This window comes from Thermoanaerobacterium calidifontis, from assembly GCF_055381745.1.
In genome coordinates this window covers 687,437-709,116 of sequence record NZ_AP042436.1, presented here as the reverse complement: position 1 = coordinate 709,116, position 21,680 = coordinate 687,437, and the positions used below count along the sequence as shown (strand labels likewise).

At 33.1% G+C, this 21,680-nt stretch carries 25 protein-coding genes and 1 riboswitch; of the genes, 3 read left to right on the top strand and 22 right to left on the bottom strand.

Annotation, left to right across the window (positions count from 1 at the left end; all coding sequences use genetic code 11):
* Window positions 1–115: 115 nt before the first annotated feature.
* The 6 genes from ACZ42G_RS03605 to ACZ42G_RS03580 form a co-directional block, all read right to left on the bottom strand.
* Window positions 116–1,087, bottom strand: a complete 972-nt coding sequence (locus ACZ42G_RS03605) for a YvcK family protein (RefSeq protein ID WP_464851454.1) — start codon at window positions 1,085–1,087, stop codon at window positions 116–118.
* A gap of 44 nt (window positions 1,088–1,131) precedes the next feature.
* Window positions 1,132–1,986, bottom strand: coding sequence for an RNase adapter RapZ (gene rapZ / locus ACZ42G_RS03600; protein ID WP_014758223.1), 855 nt, complete (start codon window positions 1,984–1,986; stop codon window positions 1,132–1,134).
* Window positions 1,987–1,991: 5 nt separating this feature from the next.
* Window positions 1,992–2,723 carry a PHP domain-containing protein gene (locus tag ACZ42G_RS03595; protein WP_464852102.1) on the bottom strand — a complete coding sequence of 244 codons (732 nt, stop codon included), beginning with the start codon at window positions 2,721–2,723 and terminating at the stop codon, window positions 1,992–1,994.
* A 7-nt stretch (window positions 2,724–2,730) separates the two neighbouring features.
* Window positions 2,731–3,636, bottom strand: a complete 906-nt coding sequence (gene murB / locus ACZ42G_RS03590) for a UDP-N-acetylmuramate dehydrogenase (RefSeq protein WP_464851453.1) — start codon at window positions 3,634–3,636, stop codon at window positions 2,731–2,733.
* Window positions 3,637–3,977: 341 nt separating this feature from the next.
* Entirely contained in the window at window positions 3,978–6,374 is a 2,397-nt protein-coding gene (locus ACZ42G_RS03585; RefSeq protein ID WP_464851451.1) for a heavy metal translocating P-type ATPase, read from the bottom strand.
* 17 nt (window positions 6,375–6,391) lie between these two features.
* On the bottom strand, window positions 6,392–6,706 hold the full coding sequence (locus ACZ42G_RS03580) for a DF family (seleno)protein (protein ID WP_464851450.1): 315 nt from the start codon (window positions 6,704–6,706) through the stop codon (window positions 6,392–6,394).
* 174 nt (window positions 6,707–6,880) lie between these two features.
* On the opposite strand from ACZ42G_RS03580, the gene ACZ42G_RS03575 reads away from it, so the two are divergent.
* Window positions 6,881–7,033, top strand: coding sequence for a DUF1540 domain-containing protein (locus ACZ42G_RS03575; RefSeq protein WP_464851449.1), 153 nt, complete (start codon window positions 6,881–6,883; stop codon window positions 7,031–7,033).
* 178 nt (window positions 7,034–7,211) lie between these two features.
* Here ACZ42G_RS03575 and ACZ42G_RS03570 read toward each other — a convergent pair whose 3' ends face one another.
* The 6 genes from ACZ42G_RS03570 to sigY all read right to left on the bottom strand — a co-directional run bounded on the left by ACZ42G_RS03570 (window position 7,212) and on the right by sigY (window position 10,437).
* Window positions 7,212–7,964, bottom strand: a complete 753-nt coding sequence (locus ACZ42G_RS03570) for an ABC transporter permease (RefSeq protein ID WP_464851448.1) — start codon at window positions 7,962–7,964, stop codon at window positions 7,212–7,214.
* Window positions 7,951–8,871 carry an ABC transporter ATP-binding protein gene (locus tag ACZ42G_RS03565; RefSeq protein WP_464851447.1) on the bottom strand — a complete coding sequence of 307 codons (921 nt, stop codon included), beginning with the start codon at window positions 8,869–8,871 and terminating at the stop codon, window positions 7,951–7,953. Before ACZ42G_RS03565 ends, ACZ42G_RS03570 begins: the two co-directional genes overlap by 14 nt.
* 119 nt (window positions 8,872–8,990) lie before the next feature.
* Window positions 8,991–9,197, bottom strand: a complete 207-nt coding sequence (locus ACZ42G_RS03560; RefSeq protein WP_464851446.1) for a PLDc N-terminal domain-containing protein — start codon at window positions 9,195–9,197, stop codon at window positions 8,991–8,993.
* Window positions 9,198–9,200: 3 nt separating this feature from the next.
* Window positions 9,201–9,536 (bottom strand): zinc ribbon domain-containing protein, encoded by a 336-nt coding sequence (locus tag ACZ42G_RS03555; RefSeq protein WP_464851445.1) that lies wholly within the window; start codon window positions 9,534–9,536, stop codon window positions 9,201–9,203.
* Window positions 9,537–9,544: 8 nt separating this feature from the next.
* A complete protein-coding gene (locus tag ACZ42G_RS03550) occupies window positions 9,545–9,910 on the bottom strand; it encodes a hypothetical protein (protein WP_464851444.1) in 366 nt (121 codons plus the stop codon).
* Window positions 9,907–10,437 carry an RNA polymerase sigma factor SigY gene (sigY, locus tag ACZ42G_RS03545; protein WP_464851443.1) on the bottom strand — a complete coding sequence of 177 codons (531 nt, stop codon included), beginning with the start codon at window positions 10,435–10,437 and terminating at the stop codon, window positions 9,907–9,909. Before sigY ends, ACZ42G_RS03550 begins: the two co-directional genes overlap by 4 nt.
* Window positions 10,438–10,555: 118 nt before the next feature.
* Between sigY and ACZ42G_RS03540 the strand changes: the two genes are divergently transcribed.
* Window positions 10,556–11,182 (top strand): class I SAM-dependent methyltransferase, encoded by a 627-nt coding sequence (locus tag ACZ42G_RS03540; protein ID WP_464851442.1) that lies wholly within the window; start codon window positions 10,556–10,558, stop codon window positions 11,180–11,182.
* A gap of 92 nt (window positions 11,183–11,274) precedes the next feature.
* A complete protein-coding gene (locus ACZ42G_RS03535; RefSeq protein ID WP_464851441.1) occupies window positions 11,275–11,565 on the top strand; it encodes a hypothetical protein in 291 nt (96 codons plus the stop codon).
* A gap of 49 nt (window positions 11,566–11,614) precedes the next feature.
* Here ACZ42G_RS03535 and ACZ42G_RS03530 read toward each other — a convergent pair whose 3' ends face one another.
* The 10 genes from ACZ42G_RS03530 to ACZ42G_RS03485 form a co-directional block, all read right to left on the bottom strand.
* Window positions 11,615–12,886: an Nramp family divalent metal transporter gene (locus tag ACZ42G_RS03530; RefSeq protein ID WP_464851439.1), complete on the bottom strand. Its 1,272-nt coding sequence runs from the start codon at window positions 12,884–12,886 to the stop codon at window positions 11,615–11,617.
* Window positions 12,887–13,046: 160 nt separating this feature from the next.
* Window positions 13,047–13,697, bottom strand: a complete 651-nt coding sequence (locus ACZ42G_RS03525) for a coiled-coil domain-containing protein (RefSeq protein WP_464851437.1) — start codon at window positions 13,695–13,697, stop codon at window positions 13,047–13,049.
* Between the two features lie 6 nt (window positions 13,698–13,703).
* Window positions 13,704–14,423: a PspA/IM30 family protein gene (locus tag ACZ42G_RS03520; protein ID WP_464851435.1), complete on the bottom strand. Its 720-nt coding sequence runs from the start codon at window positions 14,421–14,423 to the stop codon at window positions 13,704–13,706.
* Between the two features lie 125 nt (window positions 14,424–14,548).
* Window positions 14,549–15,841, bottom strand: coding sequence for a homocysteine synthase (locus ACZ42G_RS03515; RefSeq protein ID WP_464851433.1), 1,293 nt, complete (start codon window positions 15,839–15,841; stop codon window positions 14,549–14,551).
* A gap of 133 nt (window positions 15,842–15,974) precedes the next feature.
* Window positions 15,975–16,077: riboswitch (SAM riboswitch) on the bottom strand.
* A 73-nt stretch (window positions 16,078–16,150) separates the two neighbouring features.
* Window positions 16,151–17,857, bottom strand: coding sequence for a DNA polymerase/3'-5' exonuclease PolX (gene polX / locus ACZ42G_RS03510; protein ID WP_464851431.1), 1,707 nt, complete (start codon window positions 17,855–17,857; stop codon window positions 16,151–16,153).
* Window positions 17,858–17,862: 5 nt separating this feature from the next.
* Window positions 17,863–18,291 carry a type VII toxin-antitoxin system HepT family RNase toxin gene (hepT, locus tag ACZ42G_RS03505; RefSeq protein WP_464851429.1) on the bottom strand — a complete coding sequence of 143 codons (429 nt, stop codon included), beginning with the start codon at window positions 18,289–18,291 and terminating at the stop codon, window positions 17,863–17,865.
* The gene (gene mntA / locus ACZ42G_RS03500) at window positions 18,284–18,673 is read right to left on the bottom strand and encodes a type VII toxin-antitoxin system MntA family adenylyltransferase antitoxin (RefSeq protein ID WP_303264097.1); all 390 of its coding nucleotides are present in this window, start codon (window positions 18,671–18,673) and stop codon (window positions 18,284–18,286) included. The genes hepT and mntA overlap by 8 nt, the downstream gene beginning before the upstream one ends.
* Window positions 18,674–18,986: 313 nt before the next feature.
* A complete protein-coding gene (gene cysK / locus ACZ42G_RS03495) occupies window positions 18,987–19,919 on the bottom strand; it encodes a cysteine synthase A (RefSeq protein WP_464851427.1) in 933 nt (310 codons plus the stop codon).
* 157 nt (window positions 19,920–20,076) lie between these two features.
* Complete coding sequence (gene copZ / locus ACZ42G_RS03490; RefSeq protein WP_464851425.1) at window positions 20,077–20,301, bottom strand: copper chaperone CopZ; 225 nt, start codon at window positions 20,299–20,301, stop codon at window positions 20,077–20,079.
* A 93-nt stretch (window positions 20,302–20,394) separates the two neighbouring features.
* Window positions 20,395–21,540: a geranylgeranyl reductase family protein gene (locus tag ACZ42G_RS03485; protein ID WP_464851423.1), complete on the bottom strand. Its 1,146-nt coding sequence runs from the start codon at window positions 21,538–21,540 to the stop codon at window positions 20,395–20,397.
* Window positions 21,541–21,680 lie beyond the last annotated feature (140 nt).

Genomic DNA, 21,680 nt, shown 5'->3' with positions numbered 1-21,680 from the left:
TCAATCAAATTTTAATGCGTGAAGTATTTAATAATTTTCAAACTCTATTCATACCCTTTTTATAAGAATAAATTTATTATCATTTTTATTGTTAAAAAAAAGGACCTTGAATAAATCACTCAAGTAGTCCCATTAGTATCTCTGCAAGCTTTTGCTCATCATGCCTTATATAATTGTTTCTTATTGCTAACACATCTTTTTCGATGACTTTTATTCCCTTTTGCTTAAAGCTTTCTACATCATAACTTACAGGTTGCGACATGTCTTCTTTATATCTATCTTTGTACTCATAAGGAATTTCACCATTATTTACGATGACATAGTCAAGAGATTTTAACCCATGCAGAAAAAGCGCATCAACGTGTGCATTGGCATCGTAGCCAATTGTCTCACCAGGCTGTGTCATTATATTGCACACATATACCTTAATTGCTTTTGAATCTTCTATTGCTTCACACACATCATTGACTAATAGATTTGGTATTATACTGGTGTATAAACTCCCAGGACCTAATATAATTTCATCAGCATCTATGATATCTATTAAGGCTTCTTTTACTGGTTTTGCATCTTTCGGCTCCAAAAATATTCTTTCTATCGGGCTTTTTTCTTTCATTTGAAGTTTCGGTATTAAAGATTCTCCATCTATGACTATACCGTTTTTTAACTTAGCTTTTAGTTTGACATCATCCAATGTGACAGGCAAAACCTTTCCTGACACAGCTAAAACTTCACTCATTTTCTTTACAGCTTCTTCAAAACTATTTGATATGCCATTCATAGCAGCTAAAAAAAGATTTCCAAAGCTTTGCCCTTTAAGCATACCATCAGTAAACCTGTATTGTAAAAGCTTTTCCATTGTAGGTTCAGTATTTGCTAACGCCAGTATACAGTTTCTTATATCACCAGGCGGCAACATGCCTAAATCCTCTCTTAATACACCAGAACCTCCTCCATCATCTGCAACTGTTACGATTGCAGTAATGTTGTGGGTGTACTTCTTAAGTCCTCTAAGCATTGTTGATAATCCTGTACCACCGCCAATAACCACGACTTTTGGTCCATTTAAGTAAGCAAAATTCTTCATACGAGCAACCCCTTTGCAATAAGTCATATAAATGAAAATATCACTTATTCTTCTCTAATATCCCTATGATTTATTATAGCTGTGTAATCCCTTTTTCTAAGCAGATCGTACAGTGCATTTGCAATAGTCACAGATCTATGCTTACCGCCTGTGCACCCAACAGCTATTACAAGCTGTGATTTGCCTTCCCTTATATAAAATGGCAGTAAAAACTCTATCATGTCTTCCAATTTGTTCAAAAATTGTTTTGCTTCTTCCCACTTCATGACATAATCCATTACTTTTTTATCATTTCCTGTAAGTGGTCTAAGTTCATCTATATAATAAGGATTCGGCAAAAACCTCACATCGAATACAAGATCGGCATCAAGTGGTATACCGTATTTAAATCCAAATGACATTACATTTACGATTAAACCTTTGAATTTTCTTCCTTCGATGAAAATATTGTACAATTCTTGTTTAAGCTGAGCTGCAGTTAAATTCGTCGTGTCAATGATGCTGTTTGCCATTTTTCTTATTTCCGCAAGTTTTTGCCTTTCGTCTTTTATTCCGTTTATTATTGAGCCACCATCTGTAAGTGGATGTCGTCTCCTTGTTTCCTTAAATCTCTTTATCAAAGCTTCATCTGAAGCCTCTAAAAAGATTATTTCATAATCGTACTTATTTTTCTTTAAATAGTCTATAGCAGAAAAAATATCTTTAAATAGTTGTCCACCTCTAAGATCCATACCGAGCGCCACTTTATCTATGTCTTTAGAACCATAAAAGAGATCAGCCAACTTCGGTATCAACGCTGGAGGAAAATTGTCAATGCAAAAGAATCCGATGTCCTCCATAGATTTCAATGCTTGGCTTTTCCCTGCACCTGAAAGGCCGGTAATTATTACAAATCTCATTTGTATCACTCCTTAGCATTTATTATATCATTTGTTGTAAGTCCTGCTTTTTTCGCAATTTCGATTCCTCTCGCAAAATCGCCAACTCTCGATGGTGTATGTGCATCGCTGTCAATTACGAATTTTGCACCAACAGATTTTGCTATTTTTACGTATTCTACAGTCATGTATCCGTGGCTTGAGTTTATCTCAAGAGCCGTTCCTCTTGCTTTAGCCGCCAAAGCAAGTCTTTTAGTATCTATATCGACTTTTGCTCCAGGATGTGTAATTATATTTATATCGTATTTATTTATGGCTTTTATCATCGCATCTGTGTTCTGTTCTCTAACGATGGGTTTTAAAGATATAAAATATTTGCTGGCTGTATTTTTCCCAAACAAATTGACAAGGTTATAGAAATCAAATGGCGAAACACCTGTGTGATAACCCATAAGCAGTATATCTATATATTTTAGAAGCTCATCATCGACATCAATATCACCATTTAAACTTATAAGATTTGTTTCTACTCCCATTAAAACCTTTATATCAGGAAATTTATCGTTCATTCTATCTATTTCGTCTCTGATTTTCCTGTAATTACGGCTTCTTATGCCAAAAAATATATGCATTGGTCCATGATCAGTAATAGCAATTTCTTTAAGTCCTTTTTTAATTGCGGCCTTTACATTGTCTTCAATTGTGCCTTTTCCATGGCTAAATACAGTATGTGTGTGATAATCAGCAAAAATTTCCATCATCAAATTACCCTTCACCAATTATTTTTACTTCCGTCTCCAGATCTACGCCAAATTTGTCTTTGACTGTTTTTTTAATGTATGCAATTAGATTTAAAACATCATCTGCAGTTGCATTGCCTTTGTTTATGATAAAACCACAATGTTTTTTCGACACTTGCGCACCACCGATTGTAAATCCACTAAGTCCAGCATCTTGAATCAATTTTCCTGCATAAAATCCTTCTGGCCTTTTAAATACGCTTCCAGCACTTGGATACTCCAGCGGTTGCTTCATTTTCCTCAATCCATTTAATTCATCCATTTTAGCTTTTATATCTTTATAATTTCCTTTTTTTAAATGAATCCATGCTCTTAGTGCAATCAAATTATCTGACTGTATTAAACTACTTCTATACCCAAATCTCATATTGCCATTTTTTACTTCATATATAGAACCGTTTCTATCGATAACCTCTACTTTCTCAACTACATCTTTTATTTCAGGACCGTACGCGCCAGCATTCATTGTTATTGCACCACCTAATGTTCCCGGTATCCCGCTGGCAAATTCAAACCCTGTAAGTTCATTATCCAATGCTGTATTTGCAATCGACGAAAGCAATGCACCAGCTTCCGATACTATTACCTCGCCATCTACTGAAATTTTTCTAATAGCGGTCAGTTTTATCACTACGCCTCTTATTCCCTTATCTGAGACTATGACGTTTGTTCCATTTCCCAGTATAAAGTAAGGTATGTTTTCTGATTTAATTAAATTCATAACTTTTATCAGCTCATCCACACTTTGAGGTATAATCAGCACGTCAGCCGGACCGCCAATCCTAAAAGATGTATGTCTCCACATAGGCTCTTTTATGTATATATTTTCATCTGAAATTACTTTCTTTAACATTTCTACAATCTTTTCCAATATATCAACTCCCTACATGTATTTACAGGAAACCTTCATTCAGTAATATTTTATCAACTATTAACATGTTTAATTCCATTTTGTTTTCCCCTTAAGAGTATAGCACTTTTTTTAGGCATAAAAAAGATAAAAAAATAGAAGGCCTTTTAAACCTTCTTCAAACATTGTAACATACTTTAAATCTTTTACTAATGCAGCCCTCAGAGTCATAAACACTAACAACAGCCGTACACTTTTTGATCTTAATCTCGCAATTGCAATCCCTGCAAAAATATAGGTTATTGCCTATCTTACCCACATTAGTGCTTTTGCAATTTGGGCATTCCATATAACTCACCTCACTAATTAGCTGATCTGAACCTCCTCAGCCTTAAGGCGTTTGACACAACTGATACTGAACTAAATGCCATTGCACCCCCTGCAATAGCTGGATTTAAAAGACCTGCTGCAGCAAATGGAATTCCTATTGTATTGTAAATAAAAGCCCAAAACAGATTCTGATAAATATTTCTCATAGTAGCTCTGCTTAATTTTATCGCTGTCACCAAACTCATTAGACTACCGCTTATAAGCGTAATGTCTGACGTCTCAATCGCTACGTCTGTTCCTGTGCCTATGGCAATACCTAAATCTGATTGTGCTAACGCTGGAGCATCGTTTATGCCATCTCCAACCATTGCAACTATTTTACCCTGTTTTTGTAATTTTATGACTTCTTCCGCCTTTTTTTCTGGCAAAACTTCTGCTAACACGTGTGCAATACCTACTTGCTTTGCAATGGCCTCAGCAGTTTTTGCGTTGTCACCAGTTATCATGTATACATCTATGTTTAAAGCTTTTAATTCTTGTATAGCCTTTGCTGAATCTTCCTTAGGCACATCGGCAACCGCTATTACACCCAAGGCTTTACCTTCAGATGATAAAATCATAACGGTTTTGCCTTCATTCTCAAGCTCTTCTAAAGAAGATTTTATGTCAGATATATCTACATTTTGCCTGTCCATCAACCTTCTATTCCCAATATAATATTCTTTTTCGTTAATTATAGCACAAATACCGTAGCCTGGTATAGTCTCAAATTTGCTCGGATCTGGCAATTTTTCGCAGCTTTCCTTTGATTTATTCACAATTGCTTTACCAAGCGGATGCTCAGAATTTTTTTCAGCTATTCCAGCAATATACAACAAATCATCTTCCCTTAATTCGCTAAATGATATGACATCAGTGACTACTGGTTCTCCTTTTGTGATAGTACCAGTTTTATCCAACACAATTGCATTAATCTCTTTGGCCTTTTGTAAATATTCGCCACCTTTTATAAGTATCCCATTTTCTGCACCTTTACCTGTACCTACCATAACAGATGTGGGCGTTGCAAGACCTAATGCACAAGGACATGCAATGACAAGAACAGATACTGCACTGATTATACCTGCGTTAAGATTCCCTAAAATAAGGTACCATATTAAAAATGTGATAACTGCTATTCCAATCACTACAGGTACAAAAACTCCTGACACCTTATCAGCAATCTCTTGGATAGGTGCTTTAGATCCCTGTGCATCCTCAACCATCTTTATTATCTGTGATAGTACCGTATCTTTTCCGACTTTTGTCGCTTTAAATTTGAAAGTACCTGTCTTATTTATTGTTGCACCTATTACTTCGTTACTGACATTTTTATCAACAGGAATGGATTCTCCTGTTATCATTGATTCATCTACAGCAGTACTTCCCTCTACAATTACACCGTCTACAGGTATTTTTTCACCAGGCCTTACTACAACTATATCTCCTACTTTTACTTCTTCAATCGGTATATCTATTTCTTCTCCATTTCTTATGACTCTTGCAGTTTTCGCCTGAAGTCCCATAAGTTTCTTTATTGCTTCAGATGTTTTGCCTTTTGCTATAGCTTCAAGCATTTTCCCTAATGTAATAAGAGTGATTACAACAGCCGACGCTTCAAAATACAAGTAATTGTGTATTTCTGACATAGGCTTGGTAAATACATTGTACAAGCTATAAAAATATGCAGCAGATGTACCGAGAGCAACTAATGTATCCATGTTAGCAGACAAGTTTTTTAAATTATGCCAAGCGCCTTTATAGTACCTATATCCAATAATAAATTGGACTGGTGTAGCTAAAAGTATTTGAAACCACGGCATTTCCAAAATGCCTGCAGGTAATTTAAAAACTTTTAATACCATAGCAAGAAGAAGTGGAAAAGTCAAAATCGAAGATATAATTACCATAGCTTTTGTCTTTTTTATCTCGGCTTCTCTCTCATTTTTTTCATAGTCTAATGCACTATCTTTTTTTTGTTTCGCATCATAGCCGATATCTCTTATGGCTTTTGTCATCTGTTCTACACTTATAGCGTCTGAATTATATTCCACAGATGCCTCCTCTGTAGCAAAATTAACGTTTGCTTTATATACTCCAGGCAATTTATTCAAAGTCTTTTCTATTTTAGTAGCACATGAAGCACATGACATGCCAATCAATACAAGATCAGCTTTATCTCTTACTACGCCATATCCTAAATCTTCAATTTTTCTTGTCATATCATCTATGTCAACTTTTTCTGGATCGTACACAACTGTTGCCTTCTCGACTGCCAAGTTGACATTTGCATCATCAATTCCTTCTAAATTTTTAAGACCTTTTTCTATACGTGCAGCACAAGATGCACATGTCATGCCGGTAATTTTTAAAGTAGCTTTTTCAGGCATATAAGTCATCCCCTTAATTATATTCCTAATGCTTCATCAATAGCTTTTAAAATCATTTCTTTAGGTGGCACACCCGAATTATGTCCATTTACTTTATATATCCTACAACCATAAAATGGTTCATCATTCCTTCTCTCTTTTTCAATATCTTTTCCATTTATATGAATCGATGGCGAACCTAAAAAGTTGTACTTATGAGAATCCTCTTCAGATTTTATTTCTATTATTTCAATATCATTTTTAATACCTTTTTCGTTCAAAACATCTTTCAAAAGATTTAAAGCTGGCTCTGAGTTAGGACATCCTTCAAAATATAAAAAACGAATTTGCATTAACAACACTCTCCTGTTTAACCGTTTTATACCCCTTACGGGTATTGCAATTTTATTATATAATTCCGATATGTTTATGTCAATATTATTTTAGTGGCTTTTTAGTAGTTTATGCATAACTACATCATACATGCAGATAATAATTTTGATTAAAATTATTTGGAGGTGTTTTTAATGAATGCAGAAAGCGTAGTAAAATGCGGTGTTAACACATGCACATATTGGAAAGATATGAAATGCCATGCACAATCGATAGAAGTAAATCCAAAGACCCCCACAGCAAAGACCAGCGCAGAAACCGAATGTACCACATTCAGGTCAAGATAAAAAATAGTCTATTTTTAGTGTTAAAAGAAAGCGTATATACAACGCTTTCTTTTGTTCGCTTAATTTTTTAAAATCATCCCATTGTCAGTTTATCGCATTAATACACTACATCATTGACATCAGTATTTCTTTTACTAAATGATACGACTATTTTGTTTGGGAAGTAAACAATGATTTTTTATATTTCAATTTTGTTCATTCTAATTATAGAAATGATATAAAATACTATGCTTAACATTAAAGTAGATATTAGCGGTTTTATAATATCTGATGTATTAAATGTACTTGCTAATGCAATAAGCTTATTTGGTATATATACGGATAATTTTTCAATATTCATTAGTGCTGAAGCCGCAAAATTTATAATCAACAATGCGACAGCTGCAGCGATTGATTTCTTAAAAAGACTGCTCAAAAATGTAAGCAATATTACTGTATAGATATAAAAAAGTGATATCAATGTTGCAGAAAACATGATTTTACTAAAAGGTATTGTATTATCTTTAAATAAAGTATCTGCATAATAATAGTTAATGGAGAATCCCAAAAATATGAATATTATCAATACAATTGAATAATGCAATATTTTTGATGCGACCATTGCAGCAGGATTCAAGCCCTTTGAATATGGAAAAAGTAATTTATGCGATGATATCTCATCACTTAATATCCCCATCAATGTCAATATTACGATTAGAAAAGATATTTGGCTTAAATCCTTTATATAGTTTTGAATAGCAGTACTAAAGTTTATTTTTATTAATGCACTGATATCACCTGGAATCTTATTCTTAAGCATCAATGGTAACACCTTTAACATGATAGGGTCGAGCATCGCAAAAAGTATTATACCAATGGCAAGAATAAGGTATTTATATTGTCTTATTGACTCAATTATTTCCTTCTTAAAATATGCATTAAATGTTGGCATTTTGCTTCACCATCCTTATAAATATATCTTCTAAACTTGCTTCACGGATTTTATATGAGATTACAGGATTATCAAGTTTTGCGATTTCTCTTATCAGTTTTGTCTTTGCTTCATAAATGTCATTTACATATATACTTACAGTATTTTTATTTATTATTATGCTATCAATCCACTTTATATCAGCAAATCTATTACTTAAATCACCACATGGATTTTCAAATTCAATGTCATAAATAGGCTGGATATATTTCTTTTTAAGCTCATTCAGATTTTGAGATATGATGATTTCACCTTTATCCAGTATACTTATATAATCACAAACTCTTTCAGCATCATTTAAAATATGTGTTGATAAAAACACTGTTTTCCCTCGTTTTTTCAATTCAGCTATTATTTCCAATACATCAATTCTGCCTTCTGGGTCAAGTGCAGATGTTGGTTCATCGAGAAATATTATCTCTGGATCATTCAACAATGCTGCAGCTATACCAAGTCTCTGCTTCATACCCCTCGAATATTCCCCAATTTTCTTTTTTTTTGCATATTTTAGATTTACACTTTCAAGAATGGTCTCAATACGTTTATCTTTGCTTTTCATATTGCTTAATTCACCTATGAAGTTTAAGTATTCTTCTGAGTTCATATAGTTATAAAACTCGGGATTTTCAGGCAGATAACCGATTTTTTTTAATAGTTTTCTTTTATTTTCACTAAATTTTAGACCATCAATATATATTTCGCCACTATCATATCTGGTAAAACCTGTAAGAATATTCATTGTTGTTGTCTTACCAGCACCATTTTTCCCTAAAAAACCATAAATTGAGCCTCTATCGATTTTGAAAGATATTTGTTTCAAAACTGTGTTATTTCCATAGCTTTTAGTTAAATTATTTACTTCAATCATATAAAAAACATTCCTCTCTAATCAATTTATAACTTCTACATTCATTGTGGTCAAATATTCTTCACCTATTTGCATTTGGAATCAGAATAATATGATAGATAGATTGATTGACAAATTGTCTACTCTTTTTCCCTTCCGATGATGAGAAACATAAGCGGTCCTAAAATTTCTCCAAACACTATAATTATAAGCCAGACCCATTTCGGCAAAAATCTGACTTTATCCTTGGTAAGACGATATATTGAGAAAATCATAAGACCTAATTGAATAATTATTAATGGAGCAAAAAGTCTTATTATTTCAGATGTATTTAAATTATCAAACATAATTTATTCCTCCCTCAATTTTTTTGAGCAATTAGGGCAATATACCCATTCATCTTTAATCTCCCTGCCACAATGCGGACATAATGAAGTCTTTAACATATCGCCGCAGTATGGACAATACTTGTAACTTTTTTTTATCAACGCACCGCATTTCAGACATTTGGAAACTTCATAGCGTGTCACTAAAATATAGATTATTAACGATGATGGCACATTTAAAAGTCCAAACAAACCCCAAAGCCAATAATATTTTTCGCCTCTTTTTTTTGCATCTATAAATATCCATGTCGCCTGTAATACAAGTAATATAATCAATAGAACAAATAATAGATACTTCATTTTAGCCTCTACTCCTCTCTAAATTTTAATAGTGGCACAACAGTCAATGGCAAAGATATATAAATTATAATTTGCCAAATGATTATTAACTTAAAATTTTTAGATGCAGCTAAAATCAAAAATACTATAAACGTAATTGAAACAAGTATGAAGATTGCAAGCTCTTTTCTATTTCTTTTTTTATTACGTATTTCATTAGCTTTTTGGATAAATTCAAATGTATTAATTTTTACGTTAGGTTCATTAAAAATATCAAACATATCTGAAATTTTGTTGAGTTTATTAAATGCATCATTATCTATGTTTTTATTATCTGACTCATTATAAAAAGAATCTATAAGCTTAGGGTCTATATCATTATGATATTTCTTCATATCCATTTCCTTCTTTCCATCTCATTCATAATATACTTAATGCAGTAGTGCAACCTTGAACGCACCGTTCCAACTGGGCAATTCATTATTTTAGAAATTTCTTCGTATTTATATCCATAATAGTGTTTCAATATAAATACCGCCCTTTTTTCATATGGAAGGTTTAACAATATTTTCATAACTTCCTTATAATGGACCTTGGTTATAATATCATCTTCTACATTATTTTCATAAAATATATCTATATCATCTATACATTCAGTTATTCTGTTTTTTCTTAAAAAATCTTTGTAAACATTGATGGCAATTCTTATTAACCAAGAAGAAAATTTAAAATCCGGTGTAAACTTATTAATATTTAATACAGCTTTCAACATAGCCTCCTGTGCTATGTCCTGGGCAAGTGATATATTTCCTGTCATTTTAATACAGTACCCGAGAACAATATTATAATTTTCAGTTATAAGCAGATTTAATGCATATTTATCGCCGTTTTTTGCATCATTTATAAGTTTGCTCTCATCCATCACATGCCCACCTCTCATAAATGTAACGCATAAATTTTAAAAAAGTTCACATTTATTTTAACAGATTTATCAGAAAAATAGATTTAGGTATAATATTGCATGAAGGAGTTGATTCAATATGGGAAGCTCAACGAATAGAACTGAAATTATTAAAAGAAGATATGAAAGAATTGCAAAATATTATGATCTGATGGAAAGCCTTATGGAGTCTTCAGGTGGTAAAAGGTGGAGAAATATGCTTTGGTCCGAGGTTTCAGGAAACGCCATACTTGAAGCAGGTATTGGCACTGGCAGTAATATTTTATATTATCCTGAAGGTAAAAATATTTATGGTATTGATTTTTCACCTAAAATGGTAGAAATAGCAAAAGATAAAGCCAAAAGATATGGCAAAGATGTCGATATTAGAGTAATGGATATAGAAAGCCTTGAGTTTAATGATAATACATTTGATGCTGTCGTAACAAGCTGTGTGTTTTGTTCTGTGCCGGATCCTATAAAAGGATTAAAAGAACTTAAAAGAGTATTAAAAAATGATGGGAAGCTTTTTATGCTTGAGCACGTAAGAAGCAAAAAACTAATCTTAGGTACACTAATGGATATCCTCAATCCTCTTACAGTAAACACATGGGGTGCAAACATAAATAGAGATACTGTAAAAAATTTGAAGATTTCAGGATTTAAAATACTCAAAGAAGAAAACCTGGCTCTTGACATAATGAAACTTATAATTGCAGGCAAATAAAAAAGTTCTATAAAAAGTTTCTCAATCTTCATAAGATCTTTATAATTGCATTGTATAATAAAATCACAATAAAAAACAAGGAGGAATCTTAAATGAGAAAGAAAGTTATAGCTATATTCGCAGGCGTGCTAATAATAGGTGCTATAGCATTTACGCAAATACCTGCATTAAGAGCAAAAGCCGATACAATTAATAACGGCTATGGGTTTAACATGATGGGTTCAAATTTCAACTATAGTGCCATGTACAACTACATGAAAGGACTGACAGCAAAAGATGTGCAAAATATGATGGGTGGAAATATAGATGAAAAAGATGCGCAAAATATGTTAAATGCATGCACAAATGCGCTAAAGAATGAAATCAATGAACAGCAAAAGTAATTTAGGAGCCAAATGGCTCCTTTTTTACACAGTTAATTCATATTTAAAATCATATCTGAAACAATGTAAGAATTCCTAAAGAACATACAAGTACGTATATTATCGCAAGCACGATTTTTTCCCAATTTTTTAATTTATATTTTTCAGGTAATGCCTTCCATCCCAGTGCTATCAAAAAACCAAGGACAATTGGCAAAAGCAACGAATTCATTATTTCAACTGAAATTGTCAATGTTACAAGGGGTACTCCTGATAAGACGATAATGGCGGAAATGACAATCCCTGCAGCATATAATCCATAAAATATTGGAGCTTCTTTCCATGATGAATTAAGACTTCGTTTAAAATCCATAACTTCACCTAACGACCATGAAGTTGCCAATGAAACAACGACAGCTGCTATCAAGGAAGCACCAATAATACCTGCTGAAAATAAGATTTTGCCACCAACCTGACCTACAAATGGTATAAGTGAATCAGCAATCTGCTGAATATTCGTAAGTGAAACATTTGGATTTATCCGTCCAATAGTGGCAGCCGTTAATACAAGTACAACCGCCATGATTACCTGAGTCACGACTGATCCGGCAGCAGTGTCAATGCGGCTAAACCTTATGGATTTTTCTGTTAATTTTTTGTCTATCACAGCGCCTTGTTGGTAAAATATCATCCAAGGCATTATTACCGCTCCAACATTTGCTGCTATAAGAAGCCTATAAGATTCATCGTAGAAAGGCTTCTGTCCGATAATCCCATTTATTATTGACGAAGTATCGGGATGTGCAAGTACAACCGCTGGTATAAAGCTTAGTTCAAATAGTCCAATAAATATAGCTATGCGTTCAACAATAGTATAACGTCCAAAGCCTGTTATTAATATTAAGGAGATTGATGCAAGTGATATGCTTATCCACTTTGGTATGCCAAACAATAAGCCAACACTGGCAATACCGGAAAATTCTGTGACTAAAGCACCTATAGCAGAAACCACAAGTGTTAAAACTGAAAACCATGCCCAACCTGCACCAAACTTTTCTTTGATCAATTCACCATGCCCTTTACCAGTTGTTATTCCAATACGCGTTGTAAGCTCCTGCACAAAATACAAAATCGGGATAAGTAAAAATTGCAGCCACAACAAACTATAACCCCATCTTGCACCAGATTGCGCCGATGTTATAATAGATCCTGCATCAGTATCTGCTAACATGACAGTAAGCCCTGGACCTATTGTTGCAAGTAGTAATAAAATAGCAGATTTTTTCTTTTTTGATCCTTCAAATTCATGAGATAGTGTAAGTTCGTTTTCGTTTAAAGACATTTAAGCACCCCTTATACATAAGTTTTTTATGAATTCAATAAAGCATAAGAAATGTAAACTTATTTTTACAATTCTTTGATTTTGAAATTCATTCTCAATTAGATTATACAATATATTTCCCTATACTGCAATAATAAATAGAACCCTTTTAGAGTTCTATTTATTTATTCATATCCTTTATATCAAATTTTAAGTCATTTAGCCTTTCTCTTTGCTTTAATGATTTTAATTCAAGGATTTTAAGGTTTAATTCATTTTTAAGTTCGTCTATATCAGAAATATCTTTTTCAAGATCTTGTTTTCTCTTTTCAAGAGTCGATATTCTACTCTCAATTTCTATTTTTTCTTTAATATAATCTTTTGTTGAAGCCTCGTCTACAGAAATCATCGTTTCTGCAGCTTTCTCTAATCTTTCAGATCTTCTTTTCAAATTCTCAATCTCTGATAATAAATCATTTTTTATCTTCTCTGATTCTTCTTTGGCCTTATCAATTCGATTCAACTTATCATAATATTTGTTTAATTCTGGCTCTATATCTTTGTATTCACGGTTTAATTTCTTTTGGCTATTAATCTCAATTCTCATTAAATCGTCCATCGTTAGATTGCCAATAGCAGCTTCTTTCCTCAATCTTTGGTAGTATTCAGTATCTATTTTACCCTCTGCGTACAATCTATCTATTACAGTTATCATCTCATCGTATTTGTCGTATTCGTAATGTCTTTCATGGTAGAATCCTCTATTTCCGCAGCATCCAAAATCATCAATTAAGTCAAAGAACCTATAAAAACCTCTTCCGCCGCATCCCACTATAGCTCACTCCTTAATTGCTTGATTCTTTGCAGCTACTCTCTTTTTAAGTTCTTCAAATTCTTCTTCAGCTCTTTTTTGCTTTTCAATTTCTTTTAATTCTTTTTCTACATTATCTTCATCATCTAATATGTTATCAAGCATGCCTGCATCAACCATATAATCAATGGCTTGTGATTTTGCATATTTTTCTTTAATTTTTTCTTCTGCATTTCTTATTCTTTCACCTAAATCACTTGTATCATTTGCAATACCTGTCAGCGTTTCTTTTATCATTACCTGTGCATCCGATACTTTTTTCATAGTGATAAGTTCTTCTTTTTTGCTCTGTAATTTTATTAAATTGTCTTCCATTTGTTCCTTACTTTTTTCTATATTCTTAAGCTGCTCCTCTATGCTTTTTATCTGTGATTCAAGGTTTGTCTTTTTTTCTATTAAATCATTTTTATTTTGTATTGACGCTTTTGCTAAATCCTCTCTACCGCTTTCTAAAGCTAATTCAGCATTTTTACCGTATTCTGATATTTTAATATTGATGTCACTTAATTCATTTTCTAATTTTTTCTTTAATGTTGCCACATCTATCATAGATTTTTTTATTTTAGATAAATTTTCTCTCATCTCTACTAATGAGTAATTTAAAGTGTCTTCAGGATCCTCCATCTTTTCTACTATGTCATTTGCTTTAGCTCTAAAAATATTAGATATGCGTTTTACTAAACTCATAATTAATCTCTCCTTTACAATTTTATATTTTAATATTACCTTAAAAATGTGAAGATCTTGTGAAAAATATCTATTTTGCTAAAAAATATCAAGAGCCCTCTTCTACGAAAAGGGCTCCATAATGACTATTCTGCTGCTTTTTTAAGTGCTTGGTCAAGGTCATACAATATGTCGTCGATGTCTTCTATGCCTATCGAAAGTCTTATTTGGTCAGGAGTTACACCTGCTAATGCCAATTCTTCCTCGCTTAATTGCGAATGTGTCGTGCTTGCTGGATGAATTACCAAAGACTTTGCGTCACCAACATTAGCCAGCAATGAGAATAATTCAAGACTGTTTATGAATTTGATTCCAGCATTTATTCCACCTTTTATTCCAAATGTCAATATCGCTCCAGCGCCTTTCGGCAAGTATTTCTTTGCAAGTTCATGGTATTTGTTTTCTTTAAGCCCAGGATAGTTTACCCACGTCACATTTGGATTTTTTGCCAAGAATTCTGCTACTTTTTGTGCATTTTCTACATGCCTTTGAACTCTTAATGACAAAGTCTCTAATCCTTGTAAAAACAAAAATGCATTGAACGGGCTTAATGATGCACCAGTGTCTCTTAAAAGCTGTACCCTTAACTTTGTAATATATGCGGCCGGTCCAAATGATTCAACGTATTTAAGTCCATGGTAGCTGGGGTCTGGTTCTACAAATTCAGGGAATCTTCCGCTTCCTGCCCAATCAAATTTTCCTGAATCTACTATTACTCCGCCTATTGATGTCCCGTGGCCTCCTATAAATTTTGTAGCTGAATGTACTACTATATCTGCTCCGTATTCAAACGGACGGAAGAGATATGGTGTTGCAAATGTATTATCTACGATAAGTGGGATTTTATTCTCATGAGCTATTTTCGCGATAACCTCGAAATCAGGTATATTTATCCCGGGATTTCCTATTGTCTCTATATACAATGCCTTTGTTCTGTCTGTTATTGCTCTTCTAAAATTTTCTGGATCATCTGGATCTACAAACGTCGTTTTAATGCCAAGTTTAGGCAGTGTCAAAGCAAATAGATTGTATGTTCCACCGTATAATGTGCTGGCAGATACTATTTCATCGCCTGCACCTGCTATATTTAAAATAGCGTATGTTATAGCAGCAGAGCCAGAAGCTGTCGCAACAGCACCAACACCGCCTTCTAAGGCTGCTATTCTCTTTTCAAATACATCATTAGTTGGATTCATAATTCGTGTGTAAATATTACCTGGTTCTTTAAGGCTAAATAAAGAAGCGGCATGTTCAGTATCTTTAAATATATACGACGATGTTTGATAAATTGGCACTGCCACTGCACCTGTAGTTGGATCTGGTTCTTGTCCCGCATGTACCTGCAATGTGTCAAATTTTAACTTTCTTTCTTCACTCATCTAAATCTCTCCTCTATTTTAATTTAATTTTAAAAAATTAAAATATTCTTTCTTTACAATTCACCCCTCTTCACTTTTTTAGAATATTAAAAAGCCCTCTTCGATGTAGAAGAGGGCTAAATTTACGCCGCTCCTCTCATCTCTCAGGTTTCCCTGCAGGATTTGGCACCAAACGCATAATATATGCCGGTTGCCGGGTTTCATCGGGCCAGTCCCTCCACCACTCTTGATAAGAGGTTTCATATTCTATTTTATTTTTATTTATATTAACACTTTAAATCATTAATGTCAATATGTTTTCTTGGAATTTTATTTTAAAACCATTTTTAATTCATCAAAATCATACGTATTTATCACATCTTTCGCTTCAAGCCAACCCTTACGAGCAATGCCTATACCATATTTTACGTCATCAAGCCCTTCTATCCTATGTGCATCTGGACAGATTGCAAATTTTACACCTTTTTCTTTTGCATATTTTATGTATCTCCAATCAATATCCAGTCTATAAGGGCTCGAATTTATTTCAATTATTTTGCCATATTCAGCAGCACTATCTATAACTTTATGCACATCGATGTCATAACCATCTCTTGCAAGAAGTAGTCTCCCTGTCATGTGTCCAATGATTTTTGTGTATCTATTTTTTATAGCTTTTATTATTCTCTCTGTCATGTCGTCTTTGCTCATTTTAAAGTTGGAATGAACAGACGCAATGACAAAGTCAAATCTTCTCAAAATATCTTCGTCATAATCAAGCGAACCGTCTTTTAATATATCAGATTCTATGCCTTTTAATATCTTTATATCACTGTATTTGCTATTCAATTCATCTATTTCATCCAATTGCCTTAAAACATCTTCTTCTTTAAGTCCATTCGCATAAAATGCAGATTTACTGTGATCTGTGATACCAATGATTTTATAACCGCGATCTCTTGCCGCATTCACCATCTCAGAAAGTGTATTTGCACCATCGCTGTATATCGTATGTACATGAAAAACCCCTTTGATGTCTTTTTCCTCTATTAATACTGGAAGTAGCCCTTTTTCTGCTGCTTCAATTTCACCCATATTTTCACGAAGTTCTGGAGGAATATACGATAAATTGAGATTATTAAATATCTCTTCTTCATCACGGCATTTAATAAGCAGTTCATCTTTAAATAGACCGTATTCGTTCATCTTTATTCCCATTTGCTTTGCCCTATGCCTCATAGCTGTATTGTGCTCTTTGCTGCCTGTAAAATGGTGCAATGCATATGGAAATTCTTCATCTTTGACAACCCTTAAGTCTACATTTATGCCAGATCTCAATGTTATGCTGGTCTTGGTTTCACCCTTAGCTACAATATCCCTTATACTTTCATACCTTGTAAATACATCCATAAGCCTCTCAGGATTATCACACGTAGCAAGAATATCTATGTCTTTAACTATCTCTTTTCTCCGCCTTAAACTTCCAGCAATCTCGCATCTTATTGTCAATCCACTATCAACAAGGTATTGTTTTAATGATGTAGCCTCTATATATGCATCCATAAACAGATGCTTACCACTAAACTGTTTTATAAATTGTATGCCTTCCAAGATTTTTTTCTGCGTCTTTTCACCAAATCCAGGTAATTCAACTAGTCTATTTTCAATGCAGGCATATTCCAGCTCACCAACCGTCTTTATATCAAGTTTGTCATACAATGTTTTTATCTTTTTAGGTCCAAGACCTGGTATTTTTAACATCTCAATGAGGCCCTCAGGTATCGATGCTTTAAGATTTTCGTAGTATTCAAGTCTACCTGTAGTAACAAGCTCAGTAAGCTTTTTATTAAGCGCATCACCTATACCCTTTACATCTTTTAATCTATCTTCTTTTATTAATTTTTCAATATCGTCATCAAGGACTTCTATTGTACGAGCAGCATTATAATACGCTCTCGACTTAAAAGGATTTTCACCTTTTAATTCTAATAAAAGCCCTATTTCATTTAGTATATTGACAACAGTTTTTTTATCCACATACATCACATCTCTATATATTTATTTACTGCGTCGATAAATTTATAGACATCATTTATTTTATCTGTTATAAATGTCTTTACATAACTCCATTTAATGTCAAGATATTGATGTGCAAGTACATTACGTAACCTGGCTATTTCGGCAATCGATTTTGCAAGTTCTTCATCTATTGTTTCTATTTCACCGAGCTTTAAAATAATTTCTCTATAAGAATTAGGTATATGGATATTTTCATTTGCAATTATTATTTTTGAAATATCTATTAAAGCATTTGATATATTTTCGATTATTCTTTCCACATTCCTTCTGGTAATTCTGTCAGTATTGTACACTTCGTATGTTAATTTTTTGTATTCATCTAAATCATTTAACTCTATTTGTATAAAATCTATTCTTTTCAATATATTCAATTTATCTGATTCATTAAGCATTTATTTTCCTTCTTTCTTGCCTTATTTTATATATGTCTAAAACTACTTCTCTAAAATCTTCGGCTTCCATAGATACGTTAAGCATATAATTTAAATAAAAATTTTCATCGTTTACTACTATCTTTTTACCTCTTAATGCTTCCCATGCGATTGTAGCATTTGCAATGTTTAGCACTACGAGATCGACATCTTTTTTGAGCAAATCTTCTAAATCGTTCCACAACTTAAATACCAACTTTTCATCATAATTTTTAAAATATACCGCAATATCTATATCAGACTCTTTCATGCTCTTTCCTTTTGCAACAGAGCCAAATAAAAAAGCCATAATAATATCTTCTCTATCTTTGAAAAATTCTTTGAGTATTGATAAATAATTCATAAATATCACCCAACCTAAATAATTGCCAATGTATTCTTAATATATTATATCATTTTAACTGTAAAACAAAAACAATAAAGTATGGTTCATGTGTAAACCATACTTTGATTTATAGTTTGTTTACTTTTCTATTCTAAAGATAGTTATAAAAATTACAGCTAATATTGAGCATACTCCATCATTTACAACCTTGACATTGTCTTGCATTATTAGCAAAATCAGAAAGCCCAAAAGTTCTCATTTAGATTTTTGAGTTTTGCTATAAAAGTCAGGATATTATACCATTTTATTTCTCTATGTTAAAGTATTTTGTTCAATCTTGGTACAATGATGTGGAAAGGTATCTTTCTCCTGTATCAGGAAGCAATACGACTATCGTCTTGCCTTTGTTTTCTGGCCTCTTTGCAATCTGAGTCGCTGCAAATGCGGCTGCACCTGATGATATGCCAACTAATAAGCCTTCAGATTTTGCCAATGCCCTTGAAGTTTCAAATGCTTCATTGTTCTTGACTTGGTATATTTCATCAATGATCTCTCTATTCAAAACATCAGGCACAAATCCAGCTCCTATTCCTTGTATCTTATGTGGTCCAGGTTTTCCACCAGATAAAACTGGAGAATCAGCAGGCTCAACTGCTACAATCTTTACATCAGGTTTTCTTGATTTTAAAACTTCACCAACGCCTGTTATTGTCCCACCTGTGCCAATGCCTGCAACAAATATGTCTACATTGCCATCAGTGTCTCTCCATATTTCTTCTGCTGTCGTCTTTCTGTGTATCTCTGGATTGACGGGATTTTTAAACTGTTGCGGTATAAATGCATTGCCATACTGTTTAGCCAACTCTTCAGCTTTTCTTACAGCTCCAGACATGCCTTCTGGACCAGGTGTCAACACTATTTCAGCGCCAAGCGCTTTAAGCAAATTTCTTCTTTCAATGCTCATGGTTTCAGGCATAGTCAATATTAATCTGTATTTTTTAGCCGCTGCAACAAAAGCCAATGCTATTCCTGTATTGCCGCTTGTTGGCTCAATTATAACAGTGTCTTTATTTATAAGCCCTTTTTCTTCTGCATCCTTTATCATAGCATATCCGATTCTGTCCTTCACACTGCTTAACGGATTAAAATACTCTAATTTTGCTATAAGCCTTGCTTCAAGGTTATTTTCTTTATTGTAGTTTGACAATTCTAATAGCGGCGTATTGCCTATTAAATCCGTTAGATTTTTTGCAATCTTTGACATTGTATCCTCTCCTTTTAAAATATACTATTCCGATTGGATTTTATGTAATTATTATATATCAAATGAAGCTTTTTGTAAACAGCATTTTTCAATTTTATTATACATTAAACATAAAAAAATAACCGCATTAGCGGTTAATTAATCATATAATAAAATATTAAGCTTCATATCCTGCATCATTTATCGCTTTTTTCATGTCATCTATAGTAACTTTTTTAGGATCGTATGTTACGGTGACATTGGCCTTATCTAAATCTACTGTCGCTTTTGACACTCCATCAAGGCCTTTTAATGCTTTTTCTACAGTCATTTTACAATGATTGCACGACATACCTCTTACATCGATCGTCACAGTTTCACCTTTTGGACCAAATAAACTCATGTTTAAACTCTCCTTTCTATACTCATAAGGGGTATTACCTATACATAGTTTAATTTACCTGAACATGAAAGTCAATTATTTTCTGATAGCATCTCATTCTACTTTGATTTTCGTCTTAGAGTTCATTATGCGCAGTGAATACATTGGAACTTTTACTTTAAAATTCTTATATGTATTATCACCCATCATAATATCTACAAAGTATGATAGCACATTAGGAAAATGCCTTACAGATTTCTCTATGAAGTCCATATTATTGTATGTGAATTGCGCTAATCTGTACGCCCAACCGACATCTGGCACAATTTCTCTGTTTATCCTATATGTATATTCGTCCAATCCACATTCTCCATCGAAATGCTTTTTTATAACGTCAAAAGAGATGTCTGCGGTAAGCAAAGCATTGTATATCCCTTCACCTGTAAATGGATCGGCAAGCCTTGTAGCATCTCCAATTAGTATTATTTTATCATCATTAAATACTCCATCGCTTCCATCAGGAAACGACAATTGATGACCGTAAATTTTACAGTCTTTTATATTTTCGTCCACATTTCCCTCTATCATTTTAGACAGTATTTCCTTTATATTTGAAATCTTATTTAAAAAAGTCCCGACACCAATAGACAATCTATCACCTTTAGGAAATACCCATCCATATCCATATTTTATCGCATTAAAATCCACCACAACTTTTCCTTTTAATCCATCTATTAAGCTACTATCGACATATACTTCGCCTTCAAGTGCTATACCTTTTTTACCGTTTATTAATCTTGTTTTATAAGCCACATTGCTGTTTATCCCATCTGCACCTACTAAAATCTTCGTTTCATACTCGCCTTTGTCTGTCATCACAACAAGACTTTTGCCATTATCATAAAAATCATAAAATGTTTCCCCATCATGTATTTCACACCCGTAATAAGCTGCCATATCGATCAAATATTTGTCAAATTTAACCCTGTCTACCTGATATATTATAGGTTCATCGGTTTGTAAAACAGTCTGTTTGCCGTTTGGAAATTTAAAGACAATTTCATTGGTAATATCTTCTACATATTGGCTTATATCAATATCTAATAACTTATAACACCTTTTCGTTATTCCACCACCGCAAGCTTTGTACCTTGGAAAAACATGCTTTTCTATCAACAATGCCTTATATCCTTCTTTAGACAGCTTTCTTCCTAATGTGGATCCTGCAGGTCCTCCACCTATTATTATTGCATCATACATTTTTTTCACCTCTAAATTCAATTATAATTGCAAAACATACTAAATAAAAGCCACAAATTGGATTATTTTAAGCTATTCATAAACAAACAGTTGTCAATATAAGAATTAGCGAAAAGTGTCCTTCATATTATTGACATCAA